The sequence below is a fragment of the Leucobacter komagatae genome (assembly GCF_006716085.1).
Taxonomy (GTDB): domain Bacteria; phylum Actinomycetota; class Actinomycetes; order Actinomycetales; family Microbacteriaceae; genus Leucobacter; species Leucobacter komagatae.
Genome location: NZ_VFON01000001.1, coordinates 2,587,077 through 2,612,916 on the forward strand (window position 1 = coordinate 2,587,077; position 25,840 = coordinate 2,612,916).

Annotated in this window: 24 protein-coding genes and 1 tRNA gene; 11 read left to right on the plus strand and 14 right to left on the minus strand. The window is 67.2% G+C overall.

Features of this window, described 5'->3' with window-relative positions; genetic code table 11:
* Positions 1-97: 97 nt before the first annotated feature.
* The 4 genes from FB468_RS11800 to ubiE form a co-directional block, all read right to left on the minus strand.
* Positions 98-3,496 carry a pyruvate carboxylase gene (locus FB468_RS11800; protein ID WP_141887518.1) on the minus strand — a complete coding sequence of 1,133 codons (3,399 nt, stop codon included), beginning with the start codon at positions 3,494-3,496 and terminating at the stop codon, positions 98-100.
* Positions 3,497-3,590: 94 nt separating this feature from the next.
* Complete coding sequence (locus tag FB468_RS11805) at positions 3,591-4,967, minus strand: FAD-dependent oxidoreductase (protein ID WP_141887519.1); 1,377 nt, start codon at positions 4,965-4,967, stop codon at positions 3,591-3,593.
* Between the two features lie 10 nt (positions 4,968-4,977).
* Positions 4,978-5,991, minus strand: a complete 1,014-nt coding sequence (locus FB468_RS11810; protein WP_141888292.1) for a polyprenyl synthetase family protein — start codon at positions 5,989-5,991, stop codon at positions 4,978-4,980.
* 41 nt (positions 5,992-6,032) lie between these two features.
* Positions 6,033-7,052: a bifunctional demethylmenaquinone methyltransferase/2-methoxy-6-polyprenyl-1,4-benzoquinol methylase UbiE gene (ubiE, locus tag FB468_RS11815; protein ID WP_246055860.1), complete on the minus strand. Its 1,020-nt coding sequence runs from the start codon at positions 7,050-7,052 to the stop codon at positions 6,033-6,035.
* Positions 7,053-7,119: 67 nt separating this feature from the next.
* Between ubiE and FB468_RS11820 the strand changes: the two genes are divergently transcribed.
* Positions 7,120-8,496, plus strand: a complete 1,377-nt coding sequence (locus FB468_RS11820) for an isochorismate synthase (protein ID WP_141887521.1) — start codon at positions 7,120-7,122, stop codon at positions 8,494-8,496.
* A gap of 216 nt (positions 8,497-8,712) precedes the next feature.
* On the opposite strand, the gene FB468_RS11825 is transcribed toward FB468_RS11820, so the two are convergent.
* The 3 genes from FB468_RS11825 to FB468_RS11835 form a co-directional block, all read right to left on the minus strand.
* Complete coding sequence (locus FB468_RS11825) at positions 8,713-9,582, minus strand: PPK2 family polyphosphate kinase (protein ID WP_141887522.1); 870 nt, start codon at positions 9,580-9,582, stop codon at positions 8,713-8,715.
* Between the two features lie 77 nt (positions 9,583-9,659).
* Positions 9,660-11,450 (minus strand): 2-succinyl-5-enolpyruvyl-6-hydroxy-3-cyclohexene-1-carboxylic-acid synthase, encoded by a 1,791-nt coding sequence (gene menD / locus FB468_RS11830; protein ID WP_141887523.1) that lies wholly within the window; start codon positions 11,448-11,450, stop codon positions 9,660-9,662.
* Positions 11,450-11,842: a PLD nuclease N-terminal domain-containing protein gene (locus tag FB468_RS11835; RefSeq protein ID WP_141887524.1), complete on the minus strand. Its 393-nt coding sequence runs from the start codon at positions 11,840-11,842 to the stop codon at positions 11,450-11,452. The genes menD and FB468_RS11835 overlap by 1 nt, the downstream gene beginning before the upstream one ends.
* 72 nt (positions 11,843-11,914) lie before the next feature.
* Here FB468_RS11835 and FB468_RS11840 point away from each other — a divergent pair, with 72 nt between their 5' ends.
* Positions 11,915-12,208: a DUF4229 domain-containing protein gene (locus FB468_RS11840; protein ID WP_141887525.1), complete on the plus strand. Its 294-nt coding sequence runs from the start codon at positions 11,915-11,917 to the stop codon at positions 12,206-12,208.
* Here FB468_RS11840 and FB468_RS11845 read toward each other — a convergent pair.
* Complete coding sequence (locus tag FB468_RS11845) at positions 12,201-12,563, minus strand: helix-turn-helix domain-containing protein (RefSeq protein WP_141887526.1); 363 nt, start codon at positions 12,561-12,563, stop codon at positions 12,201-12,203. The genes FB468_RS11840 and FB468_RS11845 overlap by 8 nt on opposite strands.
* Positions 12,564-12,785: 222 nt before the next feature.
* On the opposite strand from FB468_RS11845, the gene FB468_RS11850 reads away from it, so the two are divergent.
* A complete protein-coding gene (locus tag FB468_RS11850; protein ID WP_141887527.1) occupies positions 12,786-13,970 on the plus strand; it encodes a glycosyltransferase in 1,185 nt (394 codons plus the stop codon).
* Between the two features lie 8 nt (positions 13,971-13,978).
* Entirely contained in the window at positions 13,979-15,214 is a 1,236-nt protein-coding gene (locus FB468_RS11855; protein WP_141887528.1) for a glycosyltransferase, read from the plus strand.
* On the opposite strand, the gene FB468_RS11860 is transcribed toward FB468_RS11855, so the two are convergent.
* Positions 15,211-15,849, minus strand: a complete 639-nt coding sequence (locus tag FB468_RS11860) for a lipase (protein ID WP_141887529.1) — start codon at positions 15,847-15,849, stop codon at positions 15,211-15,213. The genes FB468_RS11855 and FB468_RS11860 overlap by 4 nt on opposite strands.
* A 291-nt stretch (positions 15,850-16,140) precedes the next feature.
* On the opposite strand from FB468_RS11860, the gene FB468_RS11865 reads away from it, so the two are divergent.
* A tRNA-Ser gene (locus tag FB468_RS11865) sits at positions 16,141-16,228 on the plus strand.
* Positions 16,229-16,401: 173 nt separating this feature from the next.
* Here the strand turns inward: FB468_RS11865 and FB468_RS11870 are convergent.
* A complete protein-coding gene (locus tag FB468_RS11870; protein WP_141887530.1) occupies positions 16,402-18,624 on the minus strand; it encodes an Ig-like domain-containing protein in 2,223 nt (740 codons plus the stop codon).
* A 545-nt stretch (positions 18,625-19,169) separates the two neighbouring features.
* On the opposite strand from FB468_RS11870, the gene FB468_RS11875 reads away from it, so the two are divergent.
* The 4 genes from FB468_RS11875 (at position 19,170) to FB468_RS11890 (ending at position 23,566) form a co-directional block, all read left to right on the plus strand.
* Positions 19,170-20,615, plus strand: coding sequence for a LuxR C-terminal-related transcriptional regulator (locus tag FB468_RS11875; RefSeq protein ID WP_170219713.1), 1,446 nt, complete (start codon positions 19,170-19,172; stop codon positions 20,613-20,615).
* A gap of 194 nt (positions 20,616-20,809) precedes the next feature.
* Positions 20,810-21,703: an ABC transporter substrate-binding protein gene (locus FB468_RS11880; protein WP_141887532.1), complete on the plus strand. Its 894-nt coding sequence runs from the start codon at positions 20,810-20,812 to the stop codon at positions 21,701-21,703.
* A 67-nt stretch (positions 21,704-21,770) separates the two neighbouring features.
* Positions 21,771-22,790, plus strand: a complete 1,020-nt coding sequence (locus tag FB468_RS11885) for an amino acid ABC transporter permease (RefSeq protein WP_141887533.1) — start codon at positions 21,771-21,773, stop codon at positions 22,788-22,790.
* Positions 22,787-23,566: an amino acid ABC transporter ATP-binding protein gene (locus FB468_RS11890; protein WP_141887534.1), complete on the plus strand. Its 780-nt coding sequence runs from the start codon at positions 22,787-22,789 to the stop codon at positions 23,564-23,566. The genes FB468_RS11885 and FB468_RS11890 overlap by 4 nt, the downstream gene beginning before the upstream one ends.
* Before the next feature lie 87 nt (positions 23,567-23,653).
* Here the strand turns inward: FB468_RS11890 and tagD are convergent, their stop codons facing one another.
* Positions 23,654-24,052: a glycerol-3-phosphate cytidylyltransferase gene (tagD, locus tag FB468_RS11895; protein ID WP_119281790.1), complete on the minus strand. Its 399-nt coding sequence runs from the start codon at positions 24,050-24,052 to the stop codon at positions 23,654-23,656.
* A gap of 120 nt (positions 24,053-24,172) precedes the next feature.
* On the opposite strand from tagD, the gene FB468_RS11900 reads away from it, so the two are divergent.
* On the plus strand, positions 24,173-24,358 hold the full coding sequence (locus FB468_RS11900; RefSeq protein ID WP_141887535.1) for a hypothetical protein: 186 nt from the start codon (positions 24,173-24,175) through the stop codon (positions 24,356-24,358).
* Between the two features lie 18 nt (positions 24,359-24,376).
* Here the strand turns inward: FB468_RS11900 and FB468_RS11905 are convergent, their stop codons facing one another.
* Positions 24,377-24,595: an SCO4848 family membrane protein gene (locus tag FB468_RS11905; protein ID WP_141887536.1), complete on the minus strand. Its 219-nt coding sequence runs from the start codon at positions 24,593-24,595 to the stop codon at positions 24,377-24,379.
* 52 nt (positions 24,596-24,647) lie between these two features.
* Here FB468_RS11905 and FB468_RS11910 point away from each other — a divergent pair, with 52 nt between their 5' ends.
* Entirely contained in the window at positions 24,648-25,061 is a 414-nt protein-coding gene (locus tag FB468_RS11910; RefSeq protein WP_141887537.1) for an acyl-CoA thioesterase, read from the plus strand.
* 23 nt (positions 25,062-25,084) lie between these two features.
* Here FB468_RS11910 and FB468_RS11915 read toward each other — a convergent pair whose 3' ends face one another.
* Positions 25,085-25,531: a GNAT family N-acetyltransferase gene (locus FB468_RS11915; protein WP_141887538.1), complete on the minus strand. Its 447-nt coding sequence runs from the start codon at positions 25,529-25,531 to the stop codon at positions 25,085-25,087.
* Positions 25,528-25,818 (minus strand): cupin domain-containing protein, encoded by a 291-nt coding sequence (locus FB468_RS11920; protein WP_141887539.1) that lies wholly within the window; start codon positions 25,816-25,818, stop codon positions 25,528-25,530. Before FB468_RS11920 ends, FB468_RS11915 begins: the two co-directional genes overlap by 4 nt.
* Positions 25,819-25,840 lie beyond the last annotated feature (22 nt).

A 25,840-nucleotide genomic window follows, 5' to 3' on the forward strand; every position in this document is an offset into this window, starting at 1 on the left:
GCTGGCGGGCACCGCCGGCCACAGGCCGAGCCCGCAACAACGAGGGGCCGAGCCCGCAACAGCGGACCCGGCCCCTCGTCTCAGCTTGCGCGGAGGGTTACTCGACCACGATGACGAGGTCGCCAGCTTCGACGCCGCGCGTGCCCTCGAACGCGAGGCGCTTCACGACGCCCGCGACGGGCGAGGTGATCGCGGCTTCCATCTTCATGGCCTCGATCGTGCCGATCGCCTGGCCCGCCGCGACCGACTCGCCCTCGGCGACCTTCACGGTGACGGTGCCGGAGAACGGTGCGGCGATCTGGCCGGCGACGGTGCGGTCGGCCTTCTCGGCGGTCTCGGCGGTGACCGCGATGCGCTCGTCCTTCACGAACACTGGGCGGAGCTGGCCGTTCACGCGCACCATAACGGTGCGTACGCCCTTCTCGTCCGGTGCACCGATCGCCTCGAGCCCGACGTAGAGGCGCACGCCCCGGCTCAGGTCGATCGCGTGCTCGGCGTTCGCGTCAAGGCCGTACAGGTAGTCGCCCGTGTCGACGACCGAGAGGTCACCGTACTGCTCACGCGCGTCCTCGAACTGCGCCGTCGGCGCGGGGAAGAGCAAGCGGTTGAGGGTGGCGCGGCGCGAAGCGCTGTCGCCGTCGAGCTTGGCCTCGTCCTCGGCCGAGACCGGGGCGACCTCGATCGAAACATTGCGCCCCGAGAGCACCTTCGAGCGGAAGGGCTCGGGCCAGCCGCCGGGAATCTCACCGAGTTCGCCAGCGAGGAAGCCGACGACCGAGTCGGGCACGTCGTAGCGTTCGGGGTTCGCCTCGAAGTCGGCGGGGTCGGCGTCGACGGCCGCGAGGTGCAGCGCGAGGTCGCCGACGACCTTGGACGATGGGGTCACCTTCGGGATGCGTCCGAGGATGCGGTCAGCCGCCGCGTACATGTCTTCGATCTTCTCGAAGTTCTCGGAGAGGCCGAGCGCGATCGCCTGCTGGCGCAGGTTCGACAGCTGCCCGCCTGGGATCTCGTGCGTGTAGACGCGCCCGGTCGGAGCCGCGAGGCCCGACTCGAACGGCTTGTAGAGCGTGCGCACGGCATCCCAGTAGGGTTCGAGCGCGTAGACGGCCTCGGGGTCGATGCCGGTGTCGCGGTCGGTGTGCGCGAGCGATGCGACGAGGCCCGAGAGCGACGGCTGGCTCGTGGTGCCCGACATCGGGGCCGACGCTGCGTCAACGGCGTCGACGCCGGCAGCCGAGGCCGCGAGCAGCGTCGCGAGCTGGCCACCCGGGGTATCGTGCGTGTGCAGGTGCACCGGCAGGTCGAACCGCTCGCGGAGCGCGGTCACGAGCTTCGCGGCAGCGGCCGGGCGGAGCAGGCCCGCCATGTCCTTGATCGCGAGCACGTGGGCGCCGGCCTCGACAATGCGCTCGGCAAGCGCGAGGTAGTAGTCGAGGGTGAACTTGTCTTCGTTCGGCGACAGCAGGTCACCCGTGTAGCAGAACGCGACCTCGGCGACAGCGGTGCCGGTTTCACGCACGGCATCGATCGCGACCCGCATCTGATTCACATCATTGAGCGCGTCGAAGATGCGGAAGATGTCGACGCCTGTCGCCGCGGCCTCCTGCACGAACGACTGTGCAACCTTCGGCGGGTAGGGCGTGTAGCCGACCGTGTTCTGGCCGCGCAGCAGCATCTGGATCGGCACGTTCGGCAGAGCCTCGCGCATCGCAGAGAGGCGCTCCCAGGGATCCTCGCCGAGGAAGCGGAGCGCGACGTCGTAGGTCGCGCCGCCCCAGGCCTCAACGGAGAAGAGCTGCGGCGTCATCCGCGCCACATGCGGCGCGACGGCGACGAGGTCGCGTGTGCGCACCCGGGTCGCGAGCAGCGACTGGTGCGCGTCGCGGAAGGTGGTGTCGGTGACTGCAAGCGCGGTCTGCGAACGGAGGGCCTTCGCGAAGCCCTCCGGGCCCAGCTCGAGCAGTCGCTGGCGACCGCCGTCCGGCGCGGGAGCGTCGAGGTCGAGCGCGGGCAGCTTCACCTGCGGTTCGATTGTCTGCGGGCGCGCGCCGTGCGGCTGGTTCACGGTCACGTTCGCGAGGTGCTGAAGCAGGCGGGTCGCGCGGTCCTGCGGCTTGTTCAGCGTGAGCAGTTCGGGGCGCTCCTCGATGAACGAGGTCGAGACGTCGCCCGCCTGGAACGACGCGTCATCGAGCACGGCCTGCAGGAACGGGATGTTCGTGGCGACGCCGCGGATGCGGAATTCGGCGAGCGCGCGGCGGGCGCGCACGACCGCGTCCTCAAAGGTGCGGCCGCGGCAGGTGAGCTTCGCGAGCATCGAGTCGAAGTGCGGGCTGATGTAGGAGCCAGGGTTGATGGTGCCGCCGTCGAGGCGCACGCCGCCGCCGCCGGGCGAGCGGTAGGCGCTGATGCGGCCGAGGTCGGGGCGGAAGTCGTTCGCGGGGTCCTCAGTCGTGATGCGGCACTGAAGCGCTGCACCGTGCAGCTTGATCTTGTCTTGCGTCAAGCCGAGGTCGGCGAGGGTCTCGCCAGCCGCGATCCTCATCTGCGACTGCACGAGGTCGACGTCGGTGACCTCCTCGGTGACCGTGTGCTCGACCTGGATGCGCGGGTTCATCTCGATGAACACATGCTCGCCGGCGCGGTCGCCCTCGGTGTCGAGCAGGAACTCGACGGTGCCGGCGTTCGCGTACCCGATGGACTTCGCGAACGCGAGTGCGTCGCGGGTCATCGCGTCGCGCTGCTCCTGTGTGAGGTTCGGCGCGGGCGCGATCTCGACGACCTTCTGATGGCGGCGCTGCACCGAGCAGTCGCGCTCGAACAGGTGGACGGCCTCTCCCGTGCCGTCTGCGAGCACCTGCACCTCGATGTGGCGCGGGCGAAGCACGGCCTGCTCGATGAACATCGTCGCGTCGCCGAAGGCGCTCTCGGCCTCGCGCATCGCGGCCTCGAGGGCCTCCCGCAGATCCTCGGCGCGCTCGACGCGACGCATGCCGCGCCCGCCGCCACCGGCGACCGCCTTCGCGAACACGGGGAAGCCGATCTCCTCGGCGCCCTTGATGAGCGCGTCGATGTCCTGTGACGGGGGAGTGGAGCGCAGCACGGGCACTCCGGCCGCGATCGCGTGCTCCTTGGCCGCAACCTTGTTGCCCGCCATCTCGAGGGCCTTGCGCCCGGGGCCGATGAAGGTGATTCCAACTGCTGCTGCCGCCGCCGCCAGCTCGGGGTTCTCGGAGAGGAAACCGTAGCCGGGGTAGATCGCGTCAGCGCCGCACTCCTGGGCGACCCGCACGATCTCGGCGATGTCGAGGTACGCGCGGACGGGGCCGCCCTCGGTGCCGATCAGGTAGGCCTCGTCGGCCTTCAGCCGGTGCAGGGAATTGCGATCCTCGTATGGGTAGACCGCAACCGTGCGCGCCCCCAACTCATTCGCTGCGCGGAACGCGCGGATCGCGATCTCTCCACGATTTGCAACCAGAATCTTCTCGAACATCGTCTTTGAGTTCCTCCCTTGGGCGGTGGGTTGCCCGGTCAGGTGCGCGCGTTGTGGGCGCGCACCTGGTCAGTGTTGTGTATTCAGGATCCGATCACTCGCCACGCGAAATACGGGTCATCTCATCACGCGAGACAACCTTGATACGCGTGCGCCCGGCGGCATCGCCGAGCGACAGTTCGTGTTCGTCGAGGCGGTGCCAGCCATCGAGGTTCGTGAACGGCACCCCCCGTTCCGAGAGTAGCTCAGGAATGGTGGCCGCGTCGGCATGCTCGGGCTGCCACCACGAATCTGCGTCGGCCATGAGGCACTCGAGCGTTTCCATCGCATCGGACTTTGTGTGCCCAATGAGGCCGACGGGCCCGCGCTTGATCCAGCCGGTCGCGTAGACGCCGGGGACTCGGTTTCCTTCAAGGTCGATCACGCGTCCCTGCTCGTTCGGGATCACGCCGCGAGCCTCGTCAAACGGGATCTCGTCGAGCGGCGACCCGAAGTACCCGATCGCGCGGTACAGCGACTGCATCGGGATGATCTCGAACTCGCCAGTGTCAATGACGCCGCCCTCGCCGTCAGGCCTGGTGCGCTCGATCTTCAGGCCCGCCACGCGGCCGTCTTCGACGACCACCTCGACGGGCTTCGACCAGAAATGCATGTGCAGGCGACGCGACGACGGTTCGACCTCGCCCGCCTCGCGTGCGCGCTGCTCGTCGCGCCACTTGTCCATGATGCGGGTCATGACGGTGACCTGCTTGTTCTTCGCGAGCACCTCGTCGGCGTACGGGTCGGCGTGCTCGAAATCGCGCTCGTCGATGACCATATCGACGTCGCGCACCTCTCCAAGCTCGCGCAGCTCGAGCGGCGTGAACTTCACGTACTTCGGGCCGCGGCGACCGAAGAGGTGCAGCTCCTCGATCGGGTTCGCCTTGAGTCCCTGGTAAACGTTGTCGGGAATCTCGGTCGGCAGCAGGTCGTCCGCGTGCTTGATGAGCATCCGGGAGATATCGAGCGCGACGTTGCCGTTGCCGACGACGCCGACCGAGGCGGCCTCGAGGGGCCAGGTGCGGGGCACGTCGGGGTGGCCATCGAACCAGCTCACGAAGTCGGCTGCGCCGTAGGATCCTTCAGCGTCGATGCCGGGGACGCCGAGCATGGCGTCGCGGATCGCGCCAGTCGAGAAGATCACCGCGTTGTAGTGCTGCTTGAGGTCGTCAAGCGTGAGGTCCTGGCCGTAGCGCACGTTGCCGAAGAAGCGGATCTCGCCGCTGTCGAGCACGTCGCGCAGCGCGGTGATGATGCCCTTGATGCGCGGGTGGTCGGGCGAGACGCCGTAGCGCACGAGCCCGTAGGGGGCGGGGAGCTGCTCAAACAGGTCGATCTCGACCTCGAAGTCGCGTTCCGCTTTCAGCAGCAGGTCCGCAGCATAAATACCGGCCGGGCCGGCCCCCACAATTGCCAGGCGCATCTTGCTCATACCTTCGGAACTACCCTTCCCTCGAAACAATGGATTCAGCCATGCGCTCAAGGCCGCGCTTCACTGACGATTTCGGCAGCACGTCAAGCGCGGCGACAGCATCGTCGGCCCAGCGCTTCGCGGTTGCCTCGGTCTCGCGCGTCACGGCGTGGTTGTACAGCGCGTCGACCTCGGGATCCATGACCGACAGGTCGGCGCCCTCGGCGATGGCCTTCACGCCCGCGTCGATGCGGGTGAGCAGTGCCTGCGCCTCGGAGTCGCCTGCTGCGGCTCGGTTTCGAAGGAGGAGGAGTGGAAGGGTCGCGACGCCTGCGCGCAGGTCGGTGCCGGCGCGCTTTCCTGTGCGATCCTTCTTCGGGGACAGATCGATGACGTCGTCAATGAGCTGGAAGGCGACGCCGATGCGCTCGCCGTACTCGGTGACCGCGTCGGCGTGCTCGGCCGAGCCGCCGCCGAACATCACGCCCATGCGAGCTGCCGTCGAGATCAGGGCGCCGGTCTTGTCGGCGAGCACCTGGATGTAGTGGGCGATGTGCTCGTCCTCAGGCTGAGGGCCGACGGTCTCGTGCAGCTGGCCGAGGCACAGGCGCTCGAACGTGCGGGCCTGGAGCAGGATCGCGTCTTCGCCCATTCCCGCGACGAGCGACGAGGCGCGCGCGAAGAGCAGATCGCCGGCGAGGATCGCGACAGAGTTCGACCACACGACCTGCGACGCGGGAACCCCGCGCCTGAGCGTCGCGTCGTCCATGACGTCGTCGTGGTAGAGCGATGCGAGGTGGGTCATCTCGACCGCGACGGCCGCGCGGCGAACGAGCTCGTTTGGGCCGTCGCCGAGCTGGCTCGTGAGCACGGTGAGCATCGGGCGGATGCGCTTACCGCCGGCCTCAGCGAGGTAGCGGGCGGGGGCATCGGCAACAGCCGAGGCGAACCCGAGGTTCTCAATGAGCAGCGCCTCAATGAGGTCGAGCTCACGCTGCAGCTCTTTTGCCTGACGGCGATCGTCAGCGCTTCGGAAGAGGCGCATCGGCAGCGCCTGCGTGGTGGTGTCAGCCGTGCTCTGGCGGATCACTCGGAGCCTCGCTTGTTCGAGTCGGACGTGGATGCGGGCTTGGCCTTCGGCGCAGCCTTGGGCTTGCTTGCCGCAGCGGGCTTCTCGGCCTTTTCTGCCGTTTCGGCCGCGGGCTTGGCGGCGGCAGGCTTCTTTGCAGCCGTGGTCTTCTTGGCGGCTGTGGTCTTCTTGGCCGCTGGTTTCTTCTTGGCCGCTGGTTTCTTTTCCGCGGCGGGCTTCTTTTCGGCCGCGGGCTTACCCGCGTCGGGATCCTTCGCTGCGGGCGCGGGCGCGGGCGGCGCCTTCTCCGGCTCAGCGACCGGCTTCTCGCGCGGCACGAAGCCGCGGTGCAGCGCGACGATACCGAGCGTGAGGTTGCGGTACGCGACGCGCTCGAGGCCAGCCTCGCGGAGCCAGCGCGCGAGCTCCTCCTGCGCCGGCCACTCTTCGATCGACTCGTTGAGGTACTTGTAAGCCTCCGCGGCGTCGCGATTGATGATGCCCGCGACGCGCGGCAGCACGTGCCGGTTGTACTTCGTGTAGGCCCAGTTCACGGCCTCAGAGCTGGGGCGCGAGAACTCGGCGATCACGACGCGGCCGCCGGGCTTCACGACGCGAGCCATCTCCGTGAGTGCCTGCTTGGGCTCAGAGACGTTCCGCAGGCCGTACGAGATTGTGGCGGCGTCGAAGCTGTTGTCTTCGAACGGCAGCTGCGTCGCGTCTGCCCAGACGAACTCGATGAGGTCGTTGCCCGCGTTGCGGCGTCGGCCCTCGGCGAGCATGCCCTCCGAGAAGTCTGCAGCGGTGACGTGTGCGCCGTGCGCTGCGAGCGCAGCCGAGGAGGTGCCAGTACCAGCTGCGAGATCCAGGATCCTCATGCCTTTGCGCGGCGCGATCGCGCGCGTCGTGGCGATGCGCCAGAGCCGCGAATTGCCAGCTGAGAGCACATCGTTGAGGAGGTCGTACTTGGGCGAGACCTCGTCGAACATGGCGGAAACGTCCGTCGCATGCTTGGTTGTGGTGTCTGGTCGAGTCACCGTTCCATCGTAGCCGGTTGTGCCTCTGTGGATGCTTGCAGAAGCTGGCGAGTAGATTGGCATGGTGATGACCGAAGTGACTGGCAGCCCGGCGGGGGAAGTTCCGAGGCTCTCCGCGGTGACGCGAGGGCTGAGCGAAATGCCAGATTTGCTCGCGTTCGCGGACCCGGATTCGCCGCTCTATTGGAACCGTGGCGACCGCGGCTGCGTAGGCGTTGGCGAGGTGCTGCGGCTGAGTTTCACCGGGGCCGACCGGTTTGTTGCGGCGTCCCGCGCCTGGCGCGAGATCGCGGCCGCGGCGACTGTTCACGACCCCGTGGGCATGCCGGGCTCCGGGCTCGTCGCGTTTGGCGCGTTCGCCTTTGCTGACGAAAGCCCGGCTGAGAGTGTGCTCATAGTTCCTCGAATGCTGATCCATCGCCATCGCGGGACGGCTTGGGTCACCGAGGTGACGCTTGCTCGGGCCCCTTCGGGGGAGGCATTGGGCGAGGGCGTGGGCTCGGGCCTAGGCGAGGGCTCGCTCCCCGTCGGGCGACCCGTCGACCCTGCCGCGTGGAACGGTGTCGAGTTCTTCCCGGCCCCTGAGCGAGAGAACGGTGAGGGATCCCTCGCCGGAAGCGAGATTGGCGCCTACCTTGACGGGGTCAGCGAGGCGACCGCTCGCGTCGTCGCCGGCGAGCTCGAGAAGGTCGTGCTGTCGCGCCAGGTCGCGGGCGAGGTTCGGGCTGGGCAGGATCTGCGCGTGCCGCTCCTGCGACTCAGCGAGCGGTACCTCGACTGCTGGACGTTCGCCGTAGACAACCTCATTGGGGCGAGCCCCGAAACCCTCGTGCGCTCGACGAACGGGGCGGTGTCGGCTCGGGTGCTCGCGGGTACGCGGGGGCGACACCCTGAGGATCCCGCGCGTGACCGCGCGGCCCGCGACGAACTGCTGCGCTCCGCAAAGGAACAGCACGAGCATGACTTCGCCGTGCAGAGCGTAGTCTCGGCGCTCTCGCCGCACGTGAGCGAGCTACGAACCAGCGATGCGCCGTTTGCGCTGCAGCTGCCGAACGTTTGGCACCTGGCGACCGACCTCGGGGCTGCGCTCGGCGCGGAGGCGACGGCGCTTGAACTCGTCGACGCGCTTCACCCGACTGCCGCCGTTGCCGGTACACCTACCGCCGACGCTGTCGCGATGATCGCAGAGCTTGAGCCGTTTGACCGCGGCCGCTACTCGGGCGCTGTCGGCTGGATTGACGCCGACGGTGACGGCGAGTGGGTGATCGCGCTGCGCTGCGCGCAGTTGGCGCCCCCCTCTGAGGCATCTGACGGAGGCCTTGGGCCGGGTCGCGTGATCGTGGCGACGGCCGGCGGGGGCATCGTGGAGGGCTCTGACCCGCAGCACGAACTCGGTGAGACGGTCTCGAAGTTCCGCCCAATTACCGAGGCTTTCGCCAAGTAAGAGCAGTTGGCGCTGGGGGCTGGCGTTGGTGCCGGGGGCGGGTTGAGTCGAACACCGCGCCCCACCCCCTCAAATTCTCCGAGACCCCTCAAATCTCTGCGGTATTTGCGGTGCACTCGATAATTTGAGGGTGAGCCGGTGATGCAGGGCCGCGATGAGCCGGTGCGGCAGGGCCGGGGTGAACCGAGGCCGGGGTGAGCCGAGGGGAGACAGCGCTCAGGGCCAGCGCAACTCGAGGGTCGCAGCAAGCCGACTCTGCTCGGCGGCCACGTCGAAGTCGGCGGCGGGCCACTGCGGGTCGATGCCCTGCAGCGCCTCGATGACAATGCGCTGCACCGCAACACGCGCGTACCACTTCGAGTTCGCGGGGACGACGAACCACGGTGCGTCAGGGGTGTTCGTGCGCTCGATCGCGATCTGGAACGCGCTCATGTATGCGGGCCAAAGCTGGCGCTCGTCGACATCGCCGGGGTTGTACTTCCAGTGCTTCGCGGGGTCGGCGAGCCTGTCGCTCAGCCGCTCGGCCTGCTCCTCCGGCGAGACGTGCAACATGATCTTCACAACGCGCACCCCGTCGGCGACGAGCCCGCGCTCGAACTCGGTGATTGCGCCGTAGCGCCGCTCGATCTCGTCGGCGGTCGCGAACTCGCGGACCCGCTGGATGAGCACGTCCTCGTAGTGGGACCTGTCGAACAGACCGATGACACCCGGCCCCGGGACGCGGGGTGCGATGCGCCAGAGGAAGTCGTGCGACCGCTCCTCCTCGGTCGGGGATTTGAAGGCCGTGAGCTGCAGGCCGTGCGGCTCGAGCTGCGCGAAGACGTGGTTGACGATGCCGCCCTTGCCCGCCGCGTCCATCGCCTGCAGCACAACGAGCACGCGCTCGGGCTCGCCGGCGCGGCTCTGGGCGAAGAGGCGCTCCTGCAGCTCGCGCAGCTCTTGGGCCGAAGCCGCGAGCTCGGCCTGGCCGCCCTTCTTGCCGGCGGTCGTTCCGGGCGTCGACGACGGGTCCACCGCGCGCAGGTCGAAGCCGTCGCGCACGCGAAGAAGGTCCGTGACGCTCGCGTTCCAGAATCGCTCAGTCATGTGAACCCCCGTTGCCTCTGCGCGGCGCTGCGACCGCAGTCGCCGTTGTTACCGCAACTGTAGGGCACGGGCGCGACCTATGTGAGCGGCACCTCGACGAGCGTTGGGCCCGTCACCGGCGTCGTGAGGAGCCGCTCGAGGTCGCCGCGCGTTTCCACCAGCTGGTACTCCCAGCCGTAGGCGCCCGCGAGCGCGCGCAGGTCGGCCTTTCGCGGGGTGCGCATCACGCGCTCGAAGTCGGCCGCAGCGGTCGTTCCCGCGACCTCAAGGCCGTCGAAGATCGTGCCACCGCCGTCGTTGCCGACGATGAGCTGCAGACGCGGGCGGAGCTCGGGCACCTCCGGTAAGAGGAGGGATCCGGCGTCGTGCAACAGCGCGAGGTCGCCAATGATGACGCGGGTCGTGCCCGCGGCCCGCGCAGGGTCAGGGTCGGTCTGGCTCGCCGCCGCGATGCCGTGCGCGGTCGCGACCGTGCCATCGATCCCCGCGAGCCCCCGGTTCGCGTGCACGGCGAGCTTCCGCGCAGGGGCGAGCCCGTCGAGTACGCGCACGAGCCGGGAGGCGGCAATGACGAGGCGGTCGTGCGGCCACGTCGCCCGCCACACGCTCTCCACGAGTAGCTCTCGGGTGACGTTTTCCTTCTTCACCGCGACCTCGGCGCGCGCGTACGCGTTGCGCTCCTTGTAGCCCGTCTCGCGGGCGGCCTCGAGGTCGGGCTCGTGCACCGTGCTTCGGGCCTGCTGCAGGGCCCGATCCGCGGTCACCCAGGCTCCGAGCCACCGCCGGTGCGCGCGCGGGTCGTGGCCCGGGCCAACGGTCGCAGCGCGCACAACGCGCGCGCTCGCGGTGGGGTCGTAGTGGTCGCCTGCGTGAGGATCCACAACGATAACCTCGACGTCCTCGCGCTTCAGTAGCGCCGGGATCTGGCGGGTGAGCGTGGGGTGGCCGAACACGACGGCGCGTTCCACGAGCCCGCCGACCTCGGCATCGTCAATGAGCGTCGCGTAGGAGGCGATCGCCTCGCGACCGTAGCGAGAGCCGCTCACAACCTCGGCGAGGAGGGGGAGGCCCGCGTCGCGCGCGAACGCCTCGGCCTCGTCGCCCGCACCGGCGCCGGCGACGACAACCGTGAGCGCGTCGTCGCCGTGGACGTAGCCCGCCGCAGGCTCAGTGGCCGAAAGCTCCGGGGCCGAAAGCTCAGCGGCCTCCAGCGCCGATCGCGTGCGCTCATCGCGGGCGGCGACGCCCTCCTCCGCGGCGGCGGCGAACCCCTCGGCGATCATTCGCTCGAAGCCCGCGGTCCCCGAGAGCGGCTCAACAAACTGCAGGTTGAGCTGCACGGGCCCAGCGGGCTGACCCCCTGGGCGCCCGAGTGCGGCGTTCAAGGCGCGGGCGGCGAGCGTATCCGGATCCTGATCGGGGGCGGGCGCGCCGCCAGCCGCGGGCGGATCGACGTCGAGCGACAGCCGCGCCGCGCGGCCGAACACGTCGAACTGCGAGGTCGTCTGGTTGCTGCGAGTGCCGCGGAGTGACGCGGGCCGGTCAGCGGTGAGCGCGATGAACGGGACCCTGCCCTCGTGCGCTTCGTAGGCCGCCGGCACGAGGTTCGCGACCGCCGTGCCGCTCGTCACGATGACGGGCGCGGGGTAGCCGGTCTCGCGGGCGATTCCGAGCGCGAAGAACGCGGCGGAGCGCTCGTCGACGCGAACGTGGAGGCGGATCGCGCCCGCCGACTCGGCGGCTGCGGCGGCGAGGGCGAGGGCCTGGGATCGGGATCCTGGGCAGACAACGACGTCAGCGACACCGCGGCGGATGAGCCCGGCGAGGAGCTCAACGGCAAAGATTGATGCGGGAGCGGGCCCCGTCATCAGCGTGACTTGTCCTGGCCCTGATCTGTGTCCTCGCTCGTCTGCGAGTCACCAGGCTTCTCGCCGGGGAACGTCTCGTTGTCGAGCTCCTTCAACCGGGCCTCGAGGTCGCGCAGTGAGTCGCGCTCGGCGTCAGAGAGCTGCCTGCCGGTGAACCGCGGGTCGTCGTCGGGGGCGAGGCGCTGCTGGGCGCCGGGCCCTGAGGTCGGGCTGCCCTTGCCGATCATCAGCCAGAGCACCGCGCCGATGACCGGCAGCAGCACGATGATGACGATCCATACCGGCTTGCTCACTCCGCGGGCGCGTGAGTGGTCGGTCATCGCGGCGTCCACCAGTGAATACAGGGTGAACGCGACGGCGATGACGGCACCGATAATGATGAACCTGACCATGCCCTTATGCTACCCGCCGAGCCTCAGCGAATGGAGTGAGAGTGCACAGCCTGCGCGGGTAGACTCGGCGCTGTGAGTGAACAACGCAAAGCCTGGACCACCTACATTGTGTTGCGCCTGCTGTTTTTCGCGGTGCCCTTTGCCGGGCTGTACGCGCTGGGTCTCGCGCTCGGCCTCACCATGACCGCGTCGGGCATTGTCGCGGCGGTTCTCGCGATGCTCATCGGCGTCTCGCTGTCGATCTTGCTCCTGTCGAAGCCCCGCGAGGAGGCGTCCGAGAGTATTTACGCGTGGCGCAACCGCGAGCGTACCGCTGACGACGTGGCTGAAGACGCTGTGCTCGACGGCGAAAGCGGCTCTAACTAGCGTCGGGTTCGGCTCGATACGGCGTGCCATTTTCTGCGGCACCGTCTTCTCCAGCGCCCTCGCGTGCGCGCTGTTCGCGGAGGAACTCCCGTGCCGTGTACTGCCGTGAGCGCTGACCGAAGTCGCGTGACGTCAGCCCGCTGATGAGCGACCCCGGGTCAATCTCGAGCACGCTAGCGATCCGAACAAGCGTTTCGGCCGAGGGGCTCTGCGTCCCGCGCTCGATCTTGCCAACGCTCGTGAGGCTGAGCTCTGAGAGGTGGCTCAGGTCTTCCATTGAGATGCCGAGCGCTTGCCTGGCCTCGCGAATGCGCAGTCCAATGGTCTTGGCGGCGGGTGAGTGGAGACGGGGCACCACACTAGGTTTCCCGGACCGTGTAGAAAACACCAGAACTCAAAAGCGCAGGCATAGAAGAACCCGGTACAAAAGTACACATTTGGTACCCGGGCGCCCGCGAGTGCGCGTGGGAGCGGGTGCAGTTTCCGCCCGGCGATCCTCGGGGTGTGCACGGGAAGCGCAGAATACACTTGAGTGATACTTCGCCGCTCCCTACCTATTGAAGGACGACAGCTCATCGTGACCAGCACTCCCGAAAGCACGCCGATCCGTATTCTGATCGGCTGTGACACCTTCTCGCCGGACGTGAATGGGGCGGCGCGCTTTGCGGAGCGCCTCGCGGCGGGACTCGTGCGCCGCGGCCACGACGTGCACGTTGCGGCCCCCTCGAAGAAGCACAAGACCGTCGGCGCGTTCCGCGAGACGATCGAGGGCGAGCAGATGACCGTGCACCGTATCGCCAGCTGGCGCTGGTACCCGCACGACTGGCTGCGGTTCGTGCTGCCCTGGCGCGCGCGTCACTACGTGAAGCAGATCCTTGACCAGGTGAAGCCCGACGTGATTCACATCCAGTCGCACATCGTGATCGGGCGGGCGCTCGCTCACGAGGGGGCGAAACGCGGAATCAGGATCGTGGCGACGAACCACGTCATGCCCGAGAACGTGCTCGACTTCACGCTGCTGCCAGAGCGTGCCAAGCGCCTCTTCGTGCGCTGGGGCTGGTACGACGCTGATCGCGTGCTGCGCCGCGCAGCAGCGATCACGACGCCGACGCGTCGCGCAGCCGACTTCCTCGAGCGCAACACCTACCGCCGCAGCGTGCTGCCGGTGAGCTGCGGCCTCAGGGCGAGCGATTACACGGCGATCGTCGGCCCGCGCGAGCACAACAAGCTCGTCTTCGTTGGTCGCGTCACGCTCGAGAAGGAGATCGACGTCATCATCAGGGCGCTCGCCCGCCTCGACGCGGACTTGAACGCGACACTGACGATCGTCGGCGACGGTGACCAGCGCAAGGCACTGGAGAAGCTCGTTGCCGAGCTTGGGCTGACTTCGCGCGTGCACTTCACCGGCCGCGTGAGCGACGAGGAGCTGCGCGGGCACCTCACGGATGCCGCGGTGTTCGTGATCGCCTCGATCGCCGAACTCCAGTCGATCGCGACGATGGAGGCGATGGCCTCCGGGCTACCCATCGTCGCGGCGGACGCGATGGCGCTGCCGCACCTCGTGCACCACGGCGAGAACGGCTACCTGTTCCAGGCGGGCAACGATCGCGAGCTCGCGGACGCGCTCACGAAGGTGCTCACGGCCGACCCGGCAGAGTACGAGCGGATGCAGCACGAATCGCTCACCGCTGTCCAGGCCCACGACATCGACCGCACGCTCGATACCTTCGAGTCCCTGTACCGGGGCACCCCAGTCGCATAGCGCGCGCTATGCACATCCTCATCGTCACTGATCAGCACCCCGACTCGCTCGGCGGGGTGCAGGTCGCGCTGCGCCTCCAGCGGCGCTTTCTGGAGCGCGCAGGCCACACCGTGAGTATCGCCGCGCCAGCGCTGCACCGGCGCGGCTACGAGCAGGCGGAGCAGGATCGCGGATCCCACATCAACCTCCCTTCGATGCCGATCACACAGGATCGGGAATACGGCCTCACCTGGCCTGGGAGGCGCAGTGACCGTGCGCTCGATCGCGCGCTCGCCGCGCGCGAGGCGGCCGGCGAGCCCCCGGTGGACCTCGTCCACATCCAGGGCGACTTCTGGGGCGCGATGATCGGGCTCCGGGCGGCCAAGCGGCACGCGCTTCCCGTCGTGTTCACGATGCACAACAACGTCGACGAGGGGACGCGCGCGGTCACGCCGCTTGCCCCGCTCGCGTTTGCGGGCCTGCGAGCGTGGCGGCTGGTCAGCGTTGGGCGGGTGCCGCGCGCCGAGCGCGAGCGGGTCTCCGCGAGCGACACGGGCGCCTGGCGCTACCTGGCCGAGCTCACCGCGGGTGCCGCGCTCGTCACAGCGCCCTCTGGGCACTTTGCGGCGGAGCTTGAACGGCACGGCGTTAGCCCGCTCGTAGGGGTGACGCAGGGCGGCGTCGACGACGAGCTCATCGCTGAGGTGCGGGCCGTGCCGCGCGCCAGCCGAGAGCGGCCCAAACTCGTCTGGCTCGGCCGCATGAGCGGGGAGAAGCGGGTGCTCGAGTTCGTCGAGGCCCTCGGGCGCTCGGGTGTGAATGCCGACGTCGCGCTGCACGGCGCCGGTCTCTTGCTCGCTCGCGTCGAGCGGCGGATCGAGGCGCTCGGCCTGGGCGACCGAGTGCGGGTCGCGGGGCCTGTGCCCTACGAAAAAGCACTCGCTGCGATGCGCGACGCCGACGCCCTCGTGCAGACGTCGATCGGGTTTGAGACCCAGGGGCTCACGCCGTACGAGGCGGCCGCTCTAGGAACGCCGACGGTGTTCTGCGATGCGAACATCGCTGAGGATCTGGCGGTCACCCCATCGTGGCTGGCTCCCGACGCGAGCGTGGATGCGCTCGCTGAGACGCTCAGGGTCGCGGTGGGCGAACTCGCGGAGCGCGCCGGTCAGCTCCGGGTGTCTCCGTCAGAGGGCGAGCGGTTGCTGCAGTCGACCAAGACGGCCGGGATGATCGCGCTCTACGAGCGCGTACTCGGGCGTTAGAAGCGCCAGGCGACGGCCTGGAAGCCGGCGGGCGGCTTCGGTACCCAAGAGTCATCTGCCTGGACGTAGCCCGAACCCGTCGGGTTGTTCGACTCGATGATTTTGTAGGTGCCATCGTCATTCACGCCCGTCACGAGCACGGTGTGCACGCCCGACACCCACGAGGTGGGGAACTGGAGGTGCTCGTACTGGATGACGTCGCCGGGCTGCGCCTCAGTCGGCGACAGGCGGAGTGCGCCGGCGTAGTTCGAGACGGGGTCGCCGCCGCCGGTCCAGGCGCCGCCACCTGCGCGGATCCAGCGCTGTGCGGAAACGATGCACTCGCCGGGGGCTCCCCAGCCGGTTGCGCGACTCGTGCCGATCTCGGCCGTCGCCGCCGCGATCGCGGCCGTGACGTCGAACCCGTGGGCTGCGGAACTGTGCGTGGTCTCGGACTCAGCAAGAACAGAGCTGATGGGCGCGAGCGGCGCGGTATCAGTGTCGGTGCTGAGGGCCTGCGTCGTGAGAGAGATTGTCGGTGCGGCAGCTGCCGCCGTGAAATCTTCAGTCTCGATTGCGCCGGCTGGGGCTGCTCCCAATGCGAAGGTCACAGCTGCGACGAGCGTGACCACAAAGGGTTTGGCGGGTGATGGCACTCAGAGACTCCAAAACGTTGATGATTGCGAGACCGGTGGGCCTGCAACCTTTCCAGTATGCGTTACTGTTCCGTTACATTCAAGCTTCGGAGGGGCTTTTCGTGCCGAATTGGGGTCGTTTTGCGGCGATCTGGGGATGGAGTTCGGCGTGATTTCAACGATTTTGCACGCTCTCCTGGCAATTTACTCCAAGTGAATTTGAGTCGCAGGTCGCGGCTGGGCCGCGTGGCGCGAGTTGCGCCGCGAACACGCTAGACTTGACGTCGTTGGTTCGGTTCGCCGTGCCGATAAGGAGGATTCGCCTAGCGGCCTATGGCGCACGCCTGGAACGCGTGTTGGGTTCACGCCCTCAGGGGTTCAAATCCCCTATCCTCCGCCACGAGAAACGCCCCTCACGAACGTGAGGGGCGTTTCGCATTTCGTGACGGCGCTTCCCGTGCCGCCGCAGAAACACAGGTGGGTTCCGCCCTCCGAAGAGTGCGGAACCCACCTGGTGCCGTTACGTCTCACACGTTCGCGGCCAGACCGCGGGGCCGTGAGAGCCGGTCGTGACTACGCCTTCCGGCGCGCGCCCACAACCATCAGGCCAACGAGTACGAGAAGTGCAGCGCTGCCGAGGAAGACAGGTGCGCTCGCCAAGCCGGTTGCAGCAATGGGGGAGTTTGCTGCGGGGGGAGTGTGCTGTTCAGCATTCGGCTTGTTCGTTGGTGGGGTGGTTGTGGGGGTCTTGGTGGTGCACTTTGGGGCATCGAGTGCGATCTTGATGGTCGCGGTGCGTCCGTCGGTCGCGAGGGTCCAGCCCTCGGCGGGCTTCAGGAAGGACCCCTGTTCTGCCGTTGCGGTGATAGTGACGGTCGAGCCGGCCTTCATGTCGCCAGCAACGGTGTAGGTGATGCCTGCGGTTTCTGCGGCGGTGACGTTCGGCGCGGTTGCCGACCCGTCTTCGGTGCAGAGAGCCTGAGTGACGGTCGGTGCGACCGGGGTGACGGGCTGGTCGCAGGCGACGTCCTTGAGCTCCACAACGAAGGTTGCGGTCTTCTTGTCCTCTGAGACGGTCCAGCCTTCGGCGGGCTTCAGGAACGACCCCTCTTCGGTGGTTGCGGTGATGGTGGCGGTCGAGCCGGCCTTCACATCGCCATCAATCCTGTAGGTAACACCTGCGGTTTCTGCGACGGTGACGGTCGGCGCGGTCGCTGACCCGTCCTCGGTGCAGACTGCCTGGGTGACGGTCGGTGCGACGGGAGCGACGGGCTGGTCGCAGGCGACGTCCTTGAGCTCCACAACGAAGGTTGCGGTCTTCTTGTCCTCTGAGACGGTCCAGCCTTCGGCAGGCTTCAGGGACGACCCCTCTTCGGCGGTTGCGGTGATGGTGGCGGTCGAGCCGGCCTTCACATCGCCAGCAACCGAGTACGTGACACCTGCGGTTTCTGCGACGGTGACGGTCGGCGCGGTCGCTGATCCGTCTTCGGTGCAGACTGCCTGGGTGACGGTCGGTGCGACGGGAGTCACGGGCTGGTCGCAGGCGACGTCCTTGAGCTCCACGGTGTAGGTTGCGGTCCTCTTGTCGTCCGAGATGGTCCAGCCTTCGGCAGCGGTGAGGGCGTAGCCCTTGTTCGCCGTGGCGGTGACGGTCACGGTTGAACCGGCCGTCACATCGCCACCAACCGAGTAGGTGATGCCTGTGGTGTCTGCCGGAGTGACAGTTGGGACGGTAGCTGACCCGGCCTCAGTGCAGGCGGCCTGGGCTACGGTCGGAGCGACCGGGGCGGCCTTCTCCTCCGGAGGCTGGTTGCCGTTACCGTCGCCGCCGGCACCGTCGCGGCGAACCTCGGAAGATACCTGTTGCGGGGCGTCGCTGTTGCCAGTGATGGTGGCGGAGTTCGTGAAGATGCCGTTCTCGCCTGGCAGCAGGTCGCTCGCGTAACGGAAGTAGATGTTCTCGCCGTTGTAGATGGCCGGCTCGCCCGGGTAGTTGCCGACAAGGGTGATCGAGATGCCGTGCTCGCCGAGGCGCGAGACCGAGTAGCGCTCCTTCCGAAGGGGCTGGCCGTCGCGGTAGCCCTCAACCGAGTCGAGGTCAATGTGCGAGCCCGCGCCGGGCGTATCCGTGATGGTCATCGTCGGATCGACTGGAGTCGCGGTGCCCGAGTTGAGGTAGACGACCCAGCCGAGCTGGCCCTTCGGAGTAACAGACCCCTGATCGTCGCTCAGCCACCAGCCGACCTTCGAGTTGCTCTGGCCGGTGCCGGCGGGGCCGTCGGGAAGCAGCGTGAGCGGAAGCGTCCACGAGCTCGTGCCGGTGAAGTGGAGGTTGTAGTCGGCGCCGTCGACGGTGTTCACGTTGTCGCGGTTCCACGAGAGGGAGAAGTAGGCACTTCCCTGAATGTCCTGCTTGCCGCGCACAAACTCGGCGAGGGTGAAGGTAGCGGTATTGCCACTCCACCTACCCTCAGCGACGACCTCGCCCGGGCTCCGCTCAAGGTCGAACTTTGCGGTGCTCGCGGGGCGAACCTCGGAGGGAAGCACGATGGTGAAGGTGTCGCCTGGCTGCGCCCCGTTCGGCACCGCCCAGTTGAATGACATGCGGATCTTTTCGCCGCTGCCCGCCGAGCTCTTATCGAGCTGTGCGTTGGTAATCGACACGTTGGTTGTGGCTGCGTTGGCTGCGGGCGCCGTGAAAACGGAGCCGAGGGTCAGCAGCGCGACGAGCAGCAGGCCGAGGACTCCGGGAGCCCCTAACCTGTCCCTGAGCGGTACCTTTGTGATTCTCAACATACTTCCTTAACTTCCAGTGGCAAGAGAGCCTGTGGGGGCGATTTCGGCGCGCGCGAGTGAAGCCCGCAAGCGGTGTTGCGGGCTCCGCGAGATGCTCTCTGCCGGCTGGCAAGTGCGCACTCCCCCTCAGTGCGGTCATCACTCTCGCACGCGCACCCGCCCGGCCGTGTCACATTCGCGAGGGTTTCACCCCTCGGATCACCCGGCGCCAGTTGTGATGGCGCAATCAGCCGATCGCTGGCGTAATCCCGCCAAATATTCGGCAGCCCGCGTGATTGCTAGGGAGCGGGAACGGGACGGCGGTGGGGTGCTCCCGCGGGCGGCCTCCCGCGCGCTGGGAAGACACCGAGACGGAGTATGCTCGCCTCAACACGCGGGAGGGGTAGCGCGCCGCGGGCCAGGGATCGAATGCGGGCCGGAAGCGCGACTTGGGGCGACGAGGAGCGATGATGGGGAGAGGCTGTACCTGCGCGGGGGTCTCTACGGACACGGCACGGGTCGTACAGCGCTTTCTCGCCGCCGCAGATAACGGGGATCACCGAACGGTGCGCGCTCTCGTGGAAGACCACGGGCTTGTGCTGTGTTTCTACGTCGACCCCGCTCGCCTGCTGCGGGCGCTGGACGCGGCCGTCGCGGCCGACCCGGCGCACAGCGACACCGCGCAGGTGCTGCAGCTCTTCCTTTCGCCGCCCAAGACGCAGCGGCTGCGCCTGGCCCCGGTAGCCGACGGCGTCGGCGAGCGCGCGTCTGCCGCGCTGTCGGCCAAGGCGTACCTCATGTACATGCTTGACCTCCGGCTGAAGGGGCGCCCCAAGGAGGCCCTGCAATACAGCCGGGGGCTTCGCGAGGGGGCCGCGATTATCCATCCGTTGCGCGACGTGTGCGACGGATGGCCGCAGTTCATCGCCGTTCAGCAAGGGGTCACCGCGATGCTCGCGGGCGACTTCACGGCCGCACTCACGAGCTTTCAGGAAGCCCAGATGCGAGCGACCATGCCCGGGCTCGAGTTTCTGCACCGCGAGGCACTCGTCAGAGCGGCACTGATCCACGCGACGTTTGGCGATCCCGGTATGGCGGCCAGCCTGGTAGGTCGCGCCGCCTCGATCCCGCGCACCGCGAGCTGGGCGGAGGCCTCGCTCGACGCGACGGTCGCGCTCGTCACGGTCATGATAGAAGAGGATCCGGTCGTTGGCATCCGTATGCTCGCCGAGCTCGACCAGTCACGCATCGGGGAGATGTGGCCGTTCTTTATCCACGCCGAGTACCGCGTTCTTGAGGCGGCAGGCGCGCACTCACGTGTCGCACGCAGGCTTGAGGAGCTCGCGCAGCTGCCGTTCGCGCGAACGGACGGGCAGGGCTACTCGGGGAGCGTGCTGAGCCTCGCCGAAGCGTCCCGCCGCATCGTCACCGGCGCGTTGCGCCAGGCCAAAGTCCCGTTGGCGCGGGCCGATCAGAGCGTCGTGCTGACGCGGGTAATGAGCGCGCTGCTCGAAGCCCAGACCGGCACTGCGCAGAAGGCCATCGCGCTTGCCAGGGAGATCAGGCAGCACACGGTGCACCTGCGCCGGATGGAGATCTGGCGAGTGTCGATCCTTTCCGGCGCCTACCTCGCGCAGGGCGACGAAGCGCGCGCTGTGAACGCGCTTCAAGAGGTCGGCCAGCTCGGGCGGCCAATCGATGAGCACGAGGCAGCGTACTTCTCGGCCGAGCTGAGGGCCCTCGGCGAACAGCACGTTCCCGGGTGGCCGGTGCTCGCGGACGTGGCGGCAACGTACATGGACCGGCTCCCGAACCAGGGAGAGCTACTCACGGGGCGGGAGCTCGAAGTGCTGCGGTTGCTCGCGCGTGGCCTGTCGCGCCAGGAGATCAGCGACACGCTTTTCGTGACGCTGAACACGCTCAAGAGTCAGCTGCGATCGGTCTACCGAAAGCTCGGAGCGTCGTCGAGGGAAGAAGCGCTGCGGAGCGCGACATCGCGGGGCCTTATCTGAGTCGTAGATTTCTGACAGTCTAAGCATCGCGAACACGGGGTTCCCAGACACAGTTCGACAACAAATTAGCGCGATCCAGTCCGGCTATGGAGCCGGATAGATACTCTGACTACATCCGGAGTCGCGTAGCTCGCTACACTCGGCTTCGAGGTTTCAAAGATCAGATACCCCACCCTTCCTATAAGGAGGAATCGATGAAGATTCGCTACGCACTCCCAGCCCTTGCCGCAGCTGCGGCGCTCGTGCTCACGGGCTGCACGAACAACGCCGCTGAGGAGGGTGGAGGGGAAGCCCCCGAAGCCACGTCGACGATCAAAGTCGATGACGCTGCGGCGGCGCTCCTGCCCAAGGAGCTCCGTGATTCGGGCAAGATCGTGATCGGCACCGACGCCGAGTACCCGCCGAACGAGTACAAGAACGACAAGGGCGAACCGATTGGTTGGGGCGTCGACCTCGCCAACGCGGTCGCCGCGAAGCTCGGGCTCACCCCTGAGTGGGAGATCCTCGGCTTTGACAGCATCATCCCGCGCATCCAGGAGGGCGTCGTGAACCTCGGCTCCTCGTCGTTCACGGACACCATCGAGCGCCAGAAGTCGGTCGACTTCGTGAACTTCCTGAACGCGGGCAGCCTGTGGGTCGCCCCCACCGGGTCTGACGTGAACCCCGACGACGCATGCGGCCTCACGATCGCGGTGCAGGCAACGACGGTGCAGCACACCGACGAGTTGCCCCGCCGCGACGCAGAGTGCAAGGCCGCGGGCAAGCCCGGCATCGAGATCTTGCCATTCGACGGCCAGCCCGAGGTGACTAACGCGGTCGTCAACGGCATGGCTGACGCTTTCTCCGCAGACCTGCCCGTCTCGGGTGACGCCGTCGCAAAGACCGGCGGTCAGCTCGAAGCGATCGGCGAGGTCTTCGACGCGGCGCCCTACGGCTTCGCGACTGAGAAGGGCAGCGACGTGACGAAGGCCGTGCAGGCCGCGCTGCAGTCGCTCATGGACGATGGCACCTACCTCGAGATCCTCAAGGGCGCGGGCATCGAGTCGGGTGCGCTCGACAAGGCGACGATTAACGCAGGCGAGAACTAAACAGTTCGATTGAGGTGGGGTGCGCAAGCACTGCGCGCCCCACCCCCAGGCACGAGGAAGTACCTGTATGTCCCACCCCGTAAGTGATGCCGAAGAACGGCACGCTGAACCCGAAGCGATCCGAGCGATCAGGCGAAAGCACCCCTGGCGGGTCATCTTCGCAGTTCTGCTCGTACTGATCGCAGGCGTCTTTATCTACGACGCGGCGTTTAACCGGCCGGTGTTTGCATGGCCCGAGGTCGGCAAATACCTGTTCGACACCCGAATCATCGGGGCGATCGGGTACACGCTGCAGCTGACTGTGTACTCGATGGTCATCGCGATTGTGCTCGGTGTGTTGCTCGCGGTGATGCGGCAGTCGCCCAACCCGGTGGTGAAGGCCGTGTCGTGGGTGTACCTGTGGATCTTCCGCGGGACGCCCGTGTACGTGCAGCTCACGTTCTGGGGGCTCGTGCCGGTGATTTACAAGACCGTCTCGCTCGGGATCCCGTTTACCGAGGCGGTGGTGACGTTCACTACGAAGGATCTGCTGTCGTACTACACGCTCGCGATTATCGGCCTCGCGCTGAACGAGGCGGCCTATATGGCCGAGATTGTGCGTGCTGGTCTGCTCGCGGTGGATAAGGGGCAAGACGAGGCCGCAACGGCACTCGGCCTTGGCTGGTGGCACACGATGACCCGTGTCGTGCTCCCGCAGGCGATGCGCGTGATCATCCCGCCGACGGGCAATGAGGTGATCTCGATGCTGAAGACGACGTCGCTGGTCGCGGCGGTGCCGTTCATCGGCGAGCTCTTCACGCGGCAGCGCGACATTGCGGCCGTCACCTACCAGCCCGTCCCGATGCTCATTGTTGCGTCGGTCTGGTACCTCGTCATTACGTCGATTCTGATGGTCGGTCAGTACTACCTTGAGAAGCACTTCGCGAAGGGCATCGGGCAGCGGCCAGACGTGCAGCGGCCGAGCGTCGCAACCGAGACAATCACCGTTGTCGGCGAGCTCGACACGGAGTACCCGACATACACCGAGGCCGACGGGCGAACGAGCATCGTGCCCCCGCATTCGGGCACAGGGGGAGGCGGACGATGACCGAAACACTCACAACCACGCCGATGGTGAAAGCTGAGGCGGTCTCTAAGTCGTACGGCTCGAACGAGGTGTTGAAGTCGATCTCGCTCGAGGTCGCCCGCGGCGAGGTCCTCTGCCTCGTTGGCCCCTCCGGGTCGGGAAAGTCAACGTTTCTGCGCTGCATCAACCACCTCGAAACGATCAACGCCGGCAGGCTCTCGGTTGATGGTGAGCTCGTCGGGTACCGGCAGCACGGCGACAAGATCTACGAGATGCACCCGAAAGAGGCCGCGAAGCAGCGGCGCGACATCGGCATGGTGTTCCAACGCTTCAACCTCTTCCCGCATAAGACGGCGCTTGAGAACGTCATGATGGCGCCGACGCTCCTGAAGAAGGGCTCGAAGGCCGCGCTGCAGTCGCGCGCCATGGAGTTGCTCGCGCGGGTGGGGCTTGCCGACCGCCACGACTACTACCCGGCGCACCTGTCGGGCGGGCAGCAGCAGCGCGTCGCGATCGCACGCGCGCTCGCGATGGATCCGAAGCTCATGCTGTTCGATGAGCCGACGAGCGCGCTCGACCCGGAGCTCGTGGGCGAGGTCCTTGACGTAATGAAGGGGCTTGCCGAGAGCGGGATGACGATGATCGTGGTGACGCACGAGATGGGCTTCGCGAAGCAGGTCGCTGACAAGCTCGTGTTCATGGACGGCGGCGTGGTCGTCGAATCTGGGGACCCCGTCGAGGTGCTCACGAACCCGCAGCGCGAGCGCACGAAGGCGTTCCTCTCCAAGGTGCTCTAGTCTCCCGCGCAGACTGGGGCGAAGACAGCGAAACGGCCGGCGATCCTGCTCGAAAGGATCGCCGGCCGTTTGCGTGCGCGACGGTGGCTAGGAGTTCACGCCCAGGTCGCGTTTGATCTTCGTCGTCGAGACGCCCTCGGTGCGGTCGAGGTAGACGACGTTGCAGTAGGGGGTGAGGATCTCGAAGCGTTCGTCACCCTCCCAGTCGCCGCCCATCACGACCGTGTCGATCTCGTACTTGCGCACGTCCTCAATCTTCTGATCCCACGAGTCTTCAGGGATCACGAGGTCGACGTAGCGCACGGCCTCGAGCATGTTCTTGCGCGTCTCGAAGTCGTGGTAGGTCTTCTTGCCCTTGCCCGCGTTGAACTCTTCGGTCGACGCGGCGACGACGAGGTAGTCGCCGAGGCTGCGAGCGCGCTTGAGGAGCCGAATGTGGCCCCAGTGGAGCAGGTCAAAGGTGCCGTAGGTCAGGATCCGCTTCATCCCGCCATCCTATTAGCAGGCGCCGAGGTTTGCGCAGGTCACAGTGAATAACCCTGGTTGCAAAGCTCATTCCTGCGTAGACTCTGTGACACACGTTTCACCGCTGAAAGGGGAGCGACAATGGCTGAAAACACGAAGAAGGCGCTGCCGGACCACGACTCCGACCCCGCTCGGACCCCGGGTGACGGCTGGGTCGGCGAGGGTGGCGCATCGCACCTTGGGCCGGCGACGCACATCGCCTCGGGCGGCGAGGACCTCGATGAGGCGCTCAGCGACGAGAGCGATGAAAGCGGCGACGCCGAGTAGGCGAACGCCGCCGCGGGCTTAGCCCGCGGTGAGTACGAGTACGCCCGCGACCGCCGAGACCGCGGCGATGAGCAGGGCTACCGAAATGAGCACGGCGTGGACCGTGAGGAACTTGGTGGGGCGACCCTGCTCGTCGCGCGCGCGTGGGTCCGCTGCGACTCGGGTCCAGAAACGCGGCCACACCAAGACGTTGTACGCGGCGTTCAAGAGCAACAGGGTTCCTGCAAAGACGACCATGGTGCCCAGTCTACGTCTGGGCGCTTCGGGATGAGTCGCCTAGGCTTAACCTATGAGCGCCTACAGGTACATCGTCCGCAAATGGGTGAAGCCCGAGGACCTCAACCAGCACGACGCCCTCTTCGGTGGGCGGCTGCTTGAGTGGGTTGACGAAGAGGCCGCGATCGTCGCTGTCGTGCAGCTCGGCTCGACCGACGTTGTGACCCGTCACATGTCGGCAATCGACTTCGTTGGCCGGGCAAACCGCGGCGACCTGCTCGAGCTCGAGTACCGCGTCGAGTCGTTCGGCCGCACGTCGGTCACGCTGAGTTGCCGGGTCGACAACGTCGTGACGGCTCAAGAGATTCTGCGCCTCGACAGCATCGTGTTCGTTGCCGTCGACGAGGCGGGGCACCCGAGGCCTCACGGCTTCACGGAACCAACCACGGGCACCGAGCGCCTGCGCGTCAGCGGTGAGGCCGCGTAACGCGGCGGTAGCGGCAGTATCGGCTAGAGGGCGATGTCGTAGGTGACCCAGGGCGTCTGCGTCGCGAGCTTGTCGTACAGGCTGCGGGCGGTCGCGTTTGAGTCGGCGGTGATCCACCGCACGAGCGTCGCTCCCTCTTCGCGCGCAATCTCTTCGAGGCGGGCGATGAGCGCGGAGCCTGCGCCATGCCCGCGCGCCGCGGGCGTCGTGAACAGGTCGTCAAGGTAGATGCCCGTCGACCCGGCGAGCGGCCGGGCAAAGCGCCGGAAGTGCGCAAGGCCGACGATCTCGCCGTCGAGTTCAGCGACGAGCCCGCGTGTCTCGTGGGTGGGGTCGTGCAGCCAACCCCAGACCGTCTCGAAGACCGCCGGGTCGTGCTCTTTCTCGTAGAAGTCGCGGTAGCCGCGGTAGGTTGCCTGCCAGGCGTCGCGATCAGTATCGGCGACGGGGCGAATGATGAGTTCGGTCACGCGAGCTTCTCCACTTCTACGAAGACGATGTTGGCCGAGGAGTGCGGGTTCGAAACCTCGTGCTCGGAGCCGGCGGGGCGGGTGTAGCTCACGCCGGTCTGAAGCGCGGCCTCGATCTCGGTGCCGTCGGCGTTGCGCACGTGCATGATGTCGGTGACGAGCGGGATCACGACGTACTCAAAGTCGTGCCTGTGCATCGGAATCACGCCGCCGGGCTCGATCGTCCACTGCGTCACGCGGAAGTGTTCGTTCTCAAGCTGCACATCGCCGTGTGATCCGGTACTCATCGTGGCCTCCTTGACCGTCTGC